At 68.0% G+C, this 12054-nt stretch carries 12 protein-coding genes; 7 read left to right on the top strand and 5 right to left on the bottom strand.

Annotated elements, in window-relative coordinates:
• From AB0B90_RS33545 to AB0B90_RS33525, 5 genes are all read left to right on the top strand, one after another.
• Nucleotides 1–743, top strand: a 743-nt coding sequence (locus tag AB0B90_RS33545) for a hypothetical protein (protein WP_362926320.1), incomplete at its 5' end; no start/stop codon positions are given.
• A 156-nt stretch (nt 744–899) separates the two neighbouring features.
• On the top strand, nt 900–1433 hold the full coding sequence (locus AB0B90_RS33540; RefSeq protein WP_362926319.1) for a hypothetical protein: 534 nt from the start codon (nt 900–902) through the stop codon (nt 1431–1433).
• Between the two features lie 112 nt (nt 1434–1545).
• Nucleotides 1546–2721, top strand: a complete 1176-nt coding sequence (locus AB0B90_RS33535) for a sensor histidine kinase (protein WP_362926318.1) — start codon at nt 1546–1548, stop codon at nt 2719–2721.
• A gap of 5 nt (nt 2722–2726) precedes the next feature.
• Nucleotides 2727–3413 carry a response regulator transcription factor gene (locus AB0B90_RS33530; protein WP_362926317.1) on the top strand — a complete coding sequence of 229 codons (687 nt, stop codon included), beginning with the start codon at nt 2727–2729 and terminating at the stop codon, nt 3411–3413.
• Between the two features lie 36 nt (nt 3414–3449).
• Nucleotides 3450–4733 carry a hypothetical protein gene (locus AB0B90_RS33525; protein ID WP_362926316.1) on the top strand — a complete coding sequence of 428 codons (1284 nt, stop codon included), beginning with the start codon at nt 3450–3452 and terminating at the stop codon, nt 4731–4733.
• A gap of 30 nt (nt 4734–4763) precedes the next feature.
• On the opposite strand, the gene AB0B90_RS33520 is transcribed toward AB0B90_RS33525, so the two are convergent.
• The gene (locus AB0B90_RS33520) at nt 4764–5486 is read right to left on the bottom strand and encodes a hypothetical protein (RefSeq protein ID WP_362926315.1); all 723 of its coding nucleotides are present in this window, start codon (nt 5484–5486) and stop codon (nt 4764–4766) included.
• 13 nt (nt 5487–5499) lie between these two features.
• On the opposite strand from AB0B90_RS33520, the gene AB0B90_RS33515 reads away from it, so the two are divergent.
• Nucleotides 5500–6276 carry an HNH endonuclease family protein gene (locus AB0B90_RS33515; protein WP_362926314.1) on the top strand — a complete coding sequence of 259 codons (777 nt, stop codon included), beginning with the start codon at nt 5500–5502 and terminating at the stop codon, nt 6274–6276.
• A 41-nt stretch (nt 6277–6317) separates the two neighbouring features.
• Here the strand turns inward: AB0B90_RS33515 and AB0B90_RS33510 are convergent, their stop codons facing one another.
• The gene (locus AB0B90_RS33510; RefSeq protein WP_362926313.1) at nt 6318–7775 is read right to left on the bottom strand and encodes an RICIN domain-containing protein; all 1458 of its coding nucleotides are present in this window, start codon (nt 7773–7775) and stop codon (nt 6318–6320) included.
• Nucleotides 7776–8430: 655 nt separating this feature from the next.
• Here AB0B90_RS33510 and AB0B90_RS33505 point away from each other — a divergent pair.
• Nucleotides 8431–8814: a VOC family protein gene (locus AB0B90_RS33505; protein WP_350942188.1), complete on the top strand. Its 384-nt coding sequence runs from the start codon at nt 8431–8433 to the stop codon at nt 8812–8814.
• Nucleotides 8815–8829: 15 nt separating this feature from the next.
• Here the strand turns inward: AB0B90_RS33505 and AB0B90_RS33500 are convergent, their stop codons facing one another.
• The 3 genes from AB0B90_RS33500 to AB0B90_RS33490 form a co-directional block, all read right to left on the bottom strand.
• A complete protein-coding gene (locus AB0B90_RS33500; RefSeq protein WP_350942190.1) occupies nt 8830–9534 on the bottom strand; it encodes a helix-turn-helix domain-containing protein in 705 nt (234 codons plus the stop codon).
• 85 nt (nt 9535–9619) lie between these two features.
• The gene (locus tag AB0B90_RS33495; protein WP_350942191.1) at nt 9620–11131 is read right to left on the bottom strand and encodes an FAD-binding protein; all 1512 of its coding nucleotides are present in this window, start codon (nt 11129–11131) and stop codon (nt 9620–9622) included.
• A 27-nt stretch (nt 11132–11158) separates the two neighbouring features.
• Nucleotides 11159–12037 carry an amidohydrolase family protein gene (locus AB0B90_RS33490; RefSeq protein ID WP_350943532.1) on the bottom strand — a complete coding sequence of 293 codons (879 nt, stop codon included), beginning with the start codon at nt 12035–12037 and terminating at the stop codon, nt 11159–11161.
• Between the last annotated feature and the right edge of the window lie 17 nt (nt 12038–12054).

Below are 12054 nucleotides of genomic sequence, written 5' to 3'. Positions count from 1 at the left end.
GGAGCGCCGATGATGGGAAGGTTACTTTTCCCAAGGATGGGCTTGATGTCCGTCAGGGGAGTGGGGCGTGGGGGACTGTGCACGCCGACAGGGCCGATCTCAACGGCGTGAACACTGAGTGGGTGCAGGGGCGGAGCGCCGATGATGGGAAGGTTACTTTTCCCAAGGATGGGCTTGATGTCCGTCAGGGGAGTGGGGCGTGGGGGACTGTGCACGCCGACAGGGCCGACCTCAACGGCATCAACACTGAGTGGGTGCAGGGGCGGAGCGCTGACGATGGGAAGGTTACTTTTCCCAAGGATGGGCTTGATGTCCGTCAGGGGAGTGGGGCGTGGGGGACTGTGCACGCCGACAAGGCCGACCTCAACGGCATCAACACCGAGTGGGTGCAGGGGCGGAGCGCCGACGACGGATGGATCAGCTTCCCCAAGGACGGGCTGAACGTGCGCAAGGGGGCCGGACAAACCTGGGGAACCGTGTTCGCTGACAAAGCCGACGTGAACAGCGTGACCACCAGCCAAGTCAACGGAGCAGGCGAGGGCAGGGGATACATCCAGTTCTTGGAACAGGACAAGGGCGTGCGGATATTCGGTGGCGTGTCCGCCGGCTGGATACGGGGACTTAATGATGACGAGGCATGGATTCGCTTCAACAACAAGGGCATATGGGTGCTCAAGAACCAGAACGGCGAGCGCGCGAGCGCGAACGTGGATTGCGCCACGGTCAATGAGCGGCCTACATGATCACGGTGTGATCAGCACTGTCGACGGGTGACAGGCACTCGCCGACGTCGAAGACCACAGCGCGGATCATGATACGAGCCTATTGGAGTTCCAGGTGTGTCGGTCGGTTCACCATTGGTCACGACGGATCGACCGGCCGGTAAGGAGCCTGGACAATTGCCTGACATGATGGGGATTTCCGGCTTCGAGCCGACCTTTCTCGTCGGACTCGAAGCCGTCCGTGAGCGACACGGGCCAGGTCTGGCCACACTTGGTGGCCGACGTCTGACGGGATTCGCGCTCGTGCGTTTTGTCGAGGACGGGGACTGGTACGCCGATTGCCCGATCGTCCTGGACTTCGACGGTGTCCAGGTCGAGATCTGCCACTCGAAGCTCGATGAGCTCTCGATCGGCTGGAACAGCATCGACACGACGGTCGCCATCAGTGGCTGGGAGTGGTTCGAGCTCACCCCGGTGTGGTCCAGCGCCGACGAGCGGCTTGAGCCGTTCGTCGGCCTGGAACTGCGCGAAGTCGCTCTGCTCGAGTGGCGGCCGTCATCATGTCATGACCTGGCGGACGGCACCCTCGCTGTGGAGTTCGCCTTCGATGCCGGTCGTTTCCACATCGCCAACGCTCTTGATGAGAACGGCATCGATGTCGGCGATGCCCATCCGGAATTCGTGCGGCACCGATTGGTATCTGACGCGTAGCCCTCCCAAGAGAGGTGCCCGGACCAAGGGGTAGGACCCTGCCGGCTGCGTGGCGGGAATGATCACTCTTGAGAGTGAGGGCAGCGGGCGGACGGATCCGGATAATGGGCGGATGTTTGCGGCGGGCCGGACCGACAGGGTGGTTGACGGGGCGCTCGCGGCGAGCGTGGTCCTGGCCACGGTGATGCCGCTTGTTCTGCCCGATCCCGATCCGTGGTGGATCATCGGGCTGGGGCTGCTGGCGTCGGTGCCGGTGGTGTGGCGCAGGCGGGCGCCGATGGTGGTGGCGGTGGTGGTCGGGGCGGCGATGTCGGTGTTGGTGACATGGGAGAAGCCGTTGCTGCCCTTCGGGCCGCTGCTGGCCGTCTACACGATCGCCGACCTGAGTCCCACGTGGAAGAGGCTGGCCGCGATTCCGGCGATCGTGGCGACGGTGGGGACCTCGTTGGTGCTGCCGGGGGAGAACGACGAGACCTTCCGGCTGGTGGGGACCGCCTTCGTGGCCGCCTACGCGCTGGGCACCAGTGTCCGGGCGAGCCGTTCGCGAGCCGCCGAGCTGACCGAGCGGGCGCGGCGGCTGGAGCAGGAGCACATCGCGGCGGCGGCCGAGGAACGCACTCGGATCGCGCGCGACATGCATGACATCATCACCCACTCCGTTGGGCTGATGGTGGTCCAGGCCGAGGCCGGGCCGGTGGTGGTGCGCGGCGACCCGGACAGGGCCGAAGCGGTTTTCGACGCGATCGCCGACATGGGGAGAGGTGCGCTGGCCGAGCTCCGGGGGGTGCTCAACACGCTGCGGACCCCTGGCGAAGGCGGTGGACCGGTGTGCGGCCATGACGGCGACGGCGGATCGGTGTGCGGCCATGCCAACGATGGCGGGCCGGTGTGTGGTCATGACGACGAGCGTCTGAGCGAGGCGCTGTTCCAGCCGCGTCTGGCCAACCTCCCGGCGCTGCTCGACCGCAGCGGTCTCGATGTGGTGAGTACGACCGCCGGTATCCCGCGCCCGGTCGCCGAGAGCGTTGAGGCGGCCGTCTACCGGATCGTTCAGGAGGCGCTCACCAACGTGCGCAAGCACGCCGGTACGAGTGCCGTACGCCTCGCTCTGACCTGGGGGGAGCGCCTGACGGTGGAGATCGCCGACAACGGGCGAGGGCCGGGCGAGCGCGGCGGGTACGGGCTGGCCGGGATGCGGGAACGGGCGGCGGCGTGCGGCGGGACGCTCAGGGCCGAGGCTGGGCGGGACGGGGGGTTCACGGTGAGAGCCGAATTTCCGCTTGAATAGCCCGCATGTTGCGGGTGCTCATCGCCGACGACCAGGACCTCTTCCGCGCGGCGTTCGGGCTGATCCTGGGGGCGCAGCCGGACATGGAGGTGGTCGGCGAGGCCGCCGACGGCGAGGAGGCGATCGCCGCGGCCAGGCGGCTCCGGCCGGACGTGGTCCTGATGGACGTGCGCATGCCGGGTAGGAACGGCATCGAGGCGACCAGGGAGATCTGCGCCACCACCGCCGCGAAGGTGCTCGTGTTGACCATGTTCGATCTCGACGAGTACGTCTACGACGCGGTCCGGGCGGGGGCGAGCGGTTTCCTGCTGAAGGACATCCGGCGCGACGAGCTGGCCCACGCCGTCCGTACCGTCGCCTCGGGTGAGGCCCTGCTGGCTCCGGCGGCGACCAGGAGGCTGCTTGAGGACCTGGTGCGCAGACCCGCCCACGGCGTCGCCCCCCGGCTGACGGCCAGGCTGGACGCGCTGACCGAACGTGAGCGCGAGACGCTGAGGCTGGTCGCGCACGGCCTGTCGAACGCGGAGATCGCCGCCGCGCTCGTGGTCACCGAGCACACGGTCAAGACACACGTCAGCCGCATGCTCACCAAGCTGGACCTGCGGGACCGGGTCCAGGCCGTGGTGCTCGCCTACGAGTCCGGGCTGGTGGTCGCCGGCAGGAGTGACAACGGAGATCACACCCGCGAGTGACGCGCCCGCGGGGTGGGGGAAAGCACGATCATCGGCATGGAACGCATCCTGCTCACCCTCGCCTCCGCCGTTCTGACGCACTTCGGCACCGGTCTCCACCCTGTCTGGTGGCTCACCTGGCTCGCGCCGCTCCCTGTCCTGTTCCTGGCGCGCCGGGCGGGCGGGGGTACGGCTTTCGTCGCGGGGACGCTGGTCTGGCTCGTCGGCCAGGCGCGGATGTGGCCGTACTTCACCGGACCCCTTGAAATGCCACCCGCTCTGGCCGCCGCCTTCATCGTCGGCCCCGCGCTCTGTTACGGCTTGGGCGTGCTGCTCTTCCGCACCCTGATCGTGCGCGGCAGGCCGCTCCTGGCGGCGTCGGCCGTACCGGCCGTCTGGGTCACCGCCGAGTACGGCATGAGCCTCGCCGCGCCGCACGGGGCCTGGTGGAGCCTGGCGTACACGCAGGCCGACGTCCTGCCCGTGCTGCAGACCGCCTCGGTCACCGGGGTCTGGGGCATCACCTTCCTCCTGCTGTTCGTGCCCGCCTCCGTCGCGGTCCTGCGGCCACGCGCGGCGATGGTCTCGGGTGTGCTGGTCGCGCTCACGCTCGGCCACGGTCTCGTACGGCTCGCGACGCCCGCCGACACCGGGGGGCGGAAGGTCGCGCTGGTCGCGACGGACGACTCCGAGCAGCTCGTCCGCCGGTACGGCGAGGCCGTGGACGCCGCGGTGGCCCGCGGGGCGGAGATCGTGGTGCTGCCCGAGAAGGTTTTCAAGACCGTCGACCTGCCGTTCGCCCGTCCGGGCGTGGAGGTGGTCGCGGGGATCGCCATGGAGACCAACAGCGCGGTGAGCTACCCCTCCGGCGTGCGCTACGACAAGCACCACCTGATCCCCGGGGTGGAGCGCCAATTCCGGCCCGGCACCGGCCTGGCCTTCCTCGACGGCAATCGGCTCGGCCTCATCATCTGTAAGGATTTGGACTTCCCCGGCCTGGTCAGGGAGTACAGCAAGGCCGGGGTCGCCGCCCTGCTCGCGCCGGCCTGGGACTTCGGCGAGGACGCGCGGCTGCACAGCCGCATGGCGGTGCTGCGCGGTGTGGAGAGCGGCCTGGCGGTGGCCCGCGCCGCACGCGGGGGATGGCTCACGGTCAGCGACGGCCGCGGCCGGATCCTCGCCGAGCGGCACACCGGCACGACGGGCATGACCACGGTCATGGCCACCCTGCCTCAGGAGGGTTCGGCCACCCTCTACACCGTCCTGGGAGACTGGGCCGCATGGGCCTCGGCAGGATTGCTGCTGCTCGCACTCGGTGCGTCGGCCCGGACGAATTCGTGAAGTCGGAACGCCCTCTTTCGTGCCTCCGTTCTAGTGATCGTCGCAACACCCCGGCTTGAAGGGGGTGCGATCTTGCTCTGGCAGGTAGGGGCTGAAATGGTCGGCGACGATCCCCGCGATCGTGGCGGCGTCGCGGGAACCGTCGACTTCGATGACGCGGATGCCGAGCCGGTGGGCGGTGCGGACGGCGTCCTCCGCGACGAGGCGGTCCCGGGTGAGGCGGTTGGCCTGTGCGCGGGCCGGATCGCTGACGCGGTGCCCGAGCGAGGTGGCGCGCGGTAGTTCCTGGGACTGGTGCCGGCGGAACTCCGCTGTGGGCACCATGACGACCATCCGGCGTGGTGAGTCGATGATGGGGGCGACGAGTTCAGGGCGGAGTCCCCAGCCCTCGGCGATGATCGGGTGGCCTGAGACGAGCGCGCGCAGGTCGTCCAGGGCCCATTCGAACCGGTCGGGGAAACCGGCCAGGGTCATGGCGGCCATCTCCTCCGGGGTGGTGTGGACCCACATCTTGTCCGGGTCGGGCTCGGTGGTGGGCTCGCCGAGGGCGACGCGACGGGCGATCCGGCGATCGTTGTGACCGCGGGCGTCCTGGTGGTCGTAGTGGTAGACGGTGATGCGATATCGGACGGCCAGGAGCCGGGCCACGGTCGACTTTCCGGCCCATTGGCCACCGCCGATCCACAGTGCGCGGCGCAACGTGCCGAAGGGATCCCGGACTTCGCTGTCCGCAGGGGAGTCGTGGCTGGTCATCCGGTGTCCTCCTATGGTGAGGTACGGCGGCGTGGTCGGCACGGTCGGCGTCGACAACCTCATGTCACTCGCCCACGCGGACATGTTCCTGCCGATTGCCGGGTCGGGGAGGTCGTCGGGTATAGGTAAAGTCATGATCTACCTGAGACGTGCAGCGCACACCGCCGTACTCACCTTCGTGCTCGTTCCGATCACCGCCGTTCTCACCACCCCGCAGGCGGCGGCCGAACCGCGTAAACGATCACAGGCGGAGTCCGCGGCCCTCGCCCGGCGCATGCTGGCTCAGCTCAAGGTCGCCAGGCCGCTGTCCATCCGGGGCTACAGCCGCGAGCGGTTCCACTCCCGATCGGCGGCGTACCGCAAGGGCAGGTGCAACACGCGGGAGCTGGTCCTGGCCCGCGACGGGCGGAACGTGCGCCGCGACGCGGCCTGCCACCCGGTCAAGGGGCGCTGGTACAGCCCGTACGACGGCAAGTGGTTGAAGAGCGAGAAGTACGTGGACGTCGACCACCTGGTGCCGCTCGCCTACGCCTGGCGTTCTGGCGCCAAGCGATGGAGTCAGGCCAAGCGGCGCGCGTTCGCCAACGACCTGGTCCGCCCCGAACTGCTCACCGTCAGCCACTCCGCCAACATCGCCAAGGGCGGCAAAGGTCCGCAGAGCTGGCGCCCGCAACGTCGCGCCCACTGGTGTCAGTACGCGACCTCGTGGATCACGGTGAAGCGCCACTATCGGCTCTTCGTGACCCGCAAGGAGAAGGTGGCCCTGCTCAACATGCTCCGCACCTGCTGAGGTCGGCGTTCGCCGGGGCCACCTTCACGTCGAGACCGTCGTCAGACGGCCGTGCGCGACCACTGCTGGTTGGTGCCGCTGTTGCACGGATACTGCTTGAGGATCACGCCGTCCGCGGTCGATGCGGCGGGCACGTCCACGCATTTGTTGCTGTGTCGTGCCCGGAGCTGGAAGTAGGTGCCGTTGCTGACCATCTGGAAGTGCTGGTTGTTGCCGAGGCCGCAGGTGTACTGGACGAGCTCGGCGCCGTCGGCGGTCGAGGCGCCCACCACGTCAAGACACTTTCCGCTGTGGCGGCTGACGATGCGCCAGTAGCCGCTGCCGACGTCCTGGAACTGCCACTGCTGCCACGCGTTGCCGTTGTAGGTGTACTGGCCGACGCGCGCACTGTCGTTGGTGCTCGCTCCTTGGACGTCCATGGCCTTGCCGCTGTGGCGCGCGTTGATCCTGTAGGTCACCGTCGGAGGAGGGGTGACGTCGCCGACGGCGTCGCCCCAGGCGTACCGGACCCGGTTGGCGCCGTGGCCGTTGCGGACGGTCACGCTGAGGTTGGTGCCGCTGCCGCCCATGACGTACATCGAGTACCAGTCGTAGCCGATGGTGCCCGGCTTGCCGCCGAGGGCGGGCCAGTAGGTGCCGCCCATCTGGTTGTCCCGCATGACCTGGGCCATGGCGCGGAGGTAGCGCACGAAGTTGTCGGTGCTGGTCGGGTCGGCGTAGTTGAGGCCGGTGGACATCGGCGCGCCGAACTCGGTCGCCACCGCGCGGTGGGCGCAGTTGCCCAGACGTGTCTGGATGTGGCTCCGGAACTCGTCGTAGGTCATCGGGCCGTAGAAGAAGGCGTAGTAGTGGAAGGACAGCAGCGTCGAGTTGAAGCGGCTGTCGTTGCAGATGTCCCGCAGGTCCTGGCTGAAGCCGGTGCCGCCGATGAGCACCCGGCCGGGCACCGCCGAGGTGTGATAGCCGAGCCAGTTCGCCGCGACGTTGCGCCACTCCGTCGACGAGTAGCCGTGCGGCTCGTTCATCGGCTCGAAGTAGACGTTGCTGTTCGAGCCGTACGTGTTGATCACGCTGGACCACATCGTGTTCCATGCGGCGAGGTTCGTGATCCTGCCGCCTGAGGCGGCGCCGTCCTCCCAGTAGGCGAGGATGACCTTGAATCCGCGTTCGGCGGCGGCGTCGATGGCGCCGCGGTAGGAGTTCCACCAGGTCGTGTTGGCCACGGTGTGAGTGTTGATGGGCAACCGGATGGTGTTGATGCCCATGATGTATTCCATGTGGTCGTAGAGCGAGTTGGCCTTCGCGCGAACCGTCGCGTTGCTGTCGGACTGGCTCAGTCCCTGCACGACGAGCGTGCCGGTGCTGAAGTTGTCACCCAGTACGGCCCAGTTCATGCCTCGGAACTGGCTGGTGGCGGCATTGGCCGACGGTGCGGAGACGACGAGGCTGGTCGCCGCGGTGAGCGCGGTCACCACGAGGGTGATCAGTAATCGGCGCAACGACCGAATGCGCCGCGAGGATCCTGACGAGTAACCATCAGACGCCATGATCAGTGCCATGAATGTCCAATCACTGGAGGGGGAGGGACGCCGCGGGTGTCCTTCCCGGGAATCAGTAAGGAGACGGAGAGGGGCGACATCACAGCTGCGCGCTCACGGCTGGGCTCAGAGGTAAGGGGGCGTATCGGCGGACGCACGGAGAATTGTTAGCGATAACATCTCTGCGCGCATCTCGTCCCTGTGGGCTTGGCGGTGGGGGGATTGGACCTCGATGAAGGCCCGACGATCGGGTCGCATTCGTGTTTCTATTGCATTTCCGCAAAGTGTCAGGGTTCGCAAGGTGGGATGTCAATATCTCGTTATCAGAAATTCGTCCCCATACGGTCGACATTCCGAGGCGGTGGCGATGCCGGTCTCCGGGCCGGAGGCGGCCATATCGCCTGTTCAGCCCTCTTCGGTGCCTGGCGGCCGGAATCTCCGTGGCCCCTCACGACGAGGAGGCCCTCGTCGTCGGGACGGCCACCACACGACCGGCGAAGCTCGGGCACCACCGCCTGGGAACGCATCGCGGAGTCCGGCGGGGCGCCCGAGCGGCCGTTACAGCCTCAAGATCACCGGAGTCCGCCGGCGAAGTGGGACGGGCATACTGTCGGCCATGGCTTCTCTTGTGCACCACGTGAGCATCGACTGTGCGGACACCTACCGGCTCGGAACCTTCTGGGCCGAGGTGCTGAACACCAAGATCGGCGAAGACGACCACCCCGGTGACCCCGAGGCACTGGTCGAGACGGAGGGCGTCTCGATCCTGTTCATCGCCGTCCCCGAGGGCAAGACGGTCAAGAACCGGATCCACTTCGACATCCAGCCCACCGACCGCACTCGCGACGAGGAGGTCGAGCGCCTGCTCTCCCTCGGTGCCACCCTGGTCGCCGACCGCCGCCGTCCCGACGGCACCGGCTGGGTCACCCTCGCCGACATCGAGGGCAACGAGTTCTGCGTCGAGCGCAGCGCCGCCGAGCGTGCCGCCACCGCGTCCTGACTCGGGGACAGCCCGTCACTCCCGGGTGGTGATCTCCTTCGCGGTGGCGAGGAGGCGTTTGGCGGTGTGCTCGACGTCCAGGTCGACCATCGACACGATGCCGAGGCTCGCCTCGAGTGAGCGTCCCTCGCCGTCGTAGAGCGGCACGGCGATGCCGACCGCGCCCGGTGTCAGGTTTCCGCGTGAGATCGCGTATCCGCACTTCCGCGCCTCGACGACCGCGGCCGGGTCGTCGGCCCTGGGCGGCCGGGCGAGCATGATGGCGAGGCCGCTCGCCCCCTGGTCGAGCGGGTGCCGGGCACCGCTGCGCTGGGACAGATGGAAGATCGCGTCGGACGGCTCGACGACCGCCAGCACCACGGCGTCGGCCCCCTCCGACATGACGCACTGCGTGGTGACGCCGAGCTCTTCGGCCAGCGTGCGCAGGTAGGGGATGACCGCGCGCTGGAGCTGCGGGTTGGCCTGCCGGGCGAGCTGGATCACGCCCAGCCCGAGCCGGTAGCGCCCCGAACTGCCCTCGGCGGCGAGGCGGTGACTGCGGAGCGTGGTGAGCAGCCGATAGACGGCCTGCCGGTGCATGCCCAGCGCCGTGGCCAGCTCCGCGACGGTCATGTCGCGATCTTCCGCGGCGAGCAACTCCAATAGCCTCAGGCCGCGATCCAAGGTCTGGGATCCGTTGCCCTGACCGGCGCCGTCTCCGGCGCGATCTCCAGCGCTCACGCCGAGCCACCTCCACCGCTGTCGGTTTTCCTAATGCGCACTGTATCTATATTGAACAAAGCCGATGTCACTTGTCGCATGAGAGTCAACTTATGACGGTCCGATCGGCTGCGGCATTACGTCCGGCTATCCGGCCGAACGCGAGACATTCGGCGATACTGCCGCCACCTGTCGGATAAAGCAGTCCGTGTATTGATCCTAGCTCACCGGCGGAGTAGAGATTGTCTATCGAACCTCCGCGAATCGCGGCCACGCGTGCTTTCGCGTCGCGGCGCGGACCGCCGACCGTATGCGAGCCGCCCGGCCATAGCGGAACCGCGAAATAGCGGTCGCCGCCGAGCGGGGTCAGCGTGACGGGGTCGCGGCCGAAGTCGGCGTCGACGCCCGCCGCGCAGTGCTGGTTGTAGCGGGAGACCGTCTGTTCGAGCACGACCGGATCAAGCCCGCAGGATCGGGCCAGATCAGGGATTGACCTGGCCGAATGGATCCAGCCACGCCGCAGTTCCGCCTCGTTGTCCGCACTCCAGGCGTAGTCTCGCACCGGTCCGGCGGGGCCCGAGTAGGTCGGGACCAGCGTCGCCCGCTCGAAACGGGCTTGATCGAATATCCACCACGTCGGAATCCTCGGGTAAGTGAGCTGATCGGCGTCCATCGCCAAAAGCGCCAGATGGGCGGCGTGCTGCTTTCCCGGTTCGCGGATGAATCGCCGGCCCGACCCGTCGACGAAGATCGAACCCGGTGCGGGCTCGCCCTCGGCCGGTCCGAACCGGCCTGATCCCCACAGATCGACGGCCGTTCCCCCGGTGTATCCGTCGCCGGGGAATCTCGCTACGAAATGCCCTGGCCAAACATTCATGTGCCACAGTTCGGCGCCGATTTCCGTCGCCATGACGATGCCGTCCCCGGTGTTGTGCTCGGTGCCGTAGAAATGCACCGGAGTGACCGGAAGGTAGTGCGTTTTGAGCCGTTCATCGGCCTCGTAGCCGCCGACCGCGAGCACGACGCCGCGGCGTACGCCGATCCGTCGGACCCCGTCGGCGCCGTCGGTCTCCACCCCGACGACCGCGCCTCGCGCGTCGGTGAGCAGCCACCTGGCCGCCGTCGCGTACCGGACCTCGATCCCGCGCTCGGTGACCAGGCTCCGCAGGAAGCCGTGCATCGGGCAGCCGGTGTAGCCGTCGGGCCCGCTCGTGGGCTGCGCCTTGTAGACGCGGATCGACTCGTGGCCGGGCAGGGTGGGGTGCTCGCCGCGGATGTCCAGTTTGAGGTACTTGCCGCCGTGCCGGTCGAGCCAGGCCGGGGTGGCCGCCGTCTCCTCCGCCCAGGTGCGGATCAGGTCGGGGTCGATCGTGGCCAGCTCGCCGTTGACCGCGTACAGCGCGGACAGATATTCGACCGCGCCGTCGACGTCCTCGGGCACGAGGAAGAAGCCGGCGGCGTAGCGGCTGTTGGGCCGGTGGTCGTCGGCCGGTTGCTTCTCGATGACGAGCACTTCCGCGCCCTCGTCGTGGGCGGTCACCGCGGCGACCGCGCCGGCGTCGCCCAGACCGAGTACGACGACGTCGACGGTTCGATCAAAGGGACCGGTGTGCTGCATCGCGACCTCCTTGGCCGGGGGCTGTCGTCACGACTGTCCGGTGAGTCCGAACAGCTTGGCCGCGTTCTCCTTGAGGATCTTCGGGCGGATCTCGTCCCGGATGTCGATCTTGGCGAAGTCGGCCAGCCAGCGCTCCGGAGTGATCATCGGGAAGTCCGACCCGAAGAGCACCTTGTCCTTGAGCAGCGTGTTCGCGTACTGCACCAGCTGGGGCGGGAAGTATTTCGGCGACCACCCTGACAGGTCGATGTAGACCTTCGGCTTGTGCATGGCGACCGAGAGCGCCTCGTCCTGCCAGGGGAACGACGGGTGCGCGAGGATGATCTGCAGGTCGGGGAAGTCGGCGGCCACGTCGTCGACGTGCATCGGGTTGGAGTACTTCAGCCGCAGCCCGCCGCCGCCCGGGGTGCCCGCGCCCGCGCCGGTCTGGCCGGTGTGGAACAGCGCGGTGAGCCGGTGCTCGGCGATGACCTCGTAGAGCGGGTAGGCCATCCGGTCGTTCGGGAAGAAGCCCTGCGTGGTCGGATGGAACTTGAATCCGCGGACGCCGTACTCCTCGATCAGCCGCCTGGCGGCCCGCACGCCCGCCGCGCCCCGATGCGGATCGACGCTCGCGAACGGGATGAGCACGTCGCCGTGCAGTGCCGCCTGCTCGGCGATCTCCTCGTTGGTGGGCGTCTGCTCCCGGCCGCTGACGTGCATCGAGTCGACGCCGAAGACGATCGCCGCCATGTTCCGCTCGCGGTAGTACTCGGCGATCATGGGGACGGTGAACCTCTTGACCGCACCGGCCTTGAAGTAGTCGGCCATCGCCGCGAAGTTGTCGTTTCCCGGCTTCGGCGCCTCGTGGACGGAGAGCTGCACGTGGGTGTGCACGTCGATCGCGTCGAGCGCGGCGATGTCCATCACGTCACCTCACCTCA

Origin of the sequence: Streptosporangium sp. NPDC049078, from assembly GCF_040648855.1 — a bacterium.
GTDB lineage: Bacteria > Actinomycetota > Actinomycetes > Streptosporangiales > Streptosporangiaceae > Streptosporangium.
This window is presented reverse-complemented; position numbering and strand designations above follow the sequence as displayed.

Excerpts from the sequence above, each read along its gene's own strand:
- AB0B90_RS33525 (WP_362926316.1), top strand. The coding sequence starts at position 3,450 with ATGGAACGCATCCTGCTCACCCTCGCCTCCGCCGTTCTGACGCACTTC.
- AB0B90_RS33495 (WP_350942191.1), bottom strand. The coding sequence starts at position 11,131 with ATGCAGCACACCGGTCCCTTTGATCGAACCGTCGACGTCGTCGTACTC.
- AB0B90_RS33515 (WP_362926314.1), top strand. The coding sequence starts at position 5,500 with ATGGTGAGGTACGGCGGCGTGGTCGGCACGGTCGGCGTCGACAACCTC.
- AB0B90_RS33520 (WP_362926315.1), bottom strand. The coding sequence starts at position 5,486 with ATGACCAGCCACGACTCCCCTGCGGACAGCGAAGTCCGGGATCCCTTC.
- AB0B90_RS33530 (WP_362926317.1), top strand. The coding sequence starts at position 2,727 with ATGTTGCGGGTGCTCATCGCCGACGACCAGGACCTCTTCCGCGCGGCG.
- AB0B90_RS33535 (WP_362926318.1), top strand. The coding sequence starts at position 1,546 with ATGTTTGCGGCGGGCCGGACCGACAGGGTGGTTGACGGGGCGCTCGCG.
- AB0B90_RS33505 (WP_350942188.1), top strand. The coding sequence starts at position 8,431 with ATGGCTTCTCTTGTGCACCACGTGAGCATCGACTGTGCGGACACCTAC.
- AB0B90_RS33490 (WP_350943532.1), bottom strand. The coding sequence starts at position 12,037 with ATGGACATCGCCGCGCTCGACGCGATCGACGTGCACACCCACGTGCAG.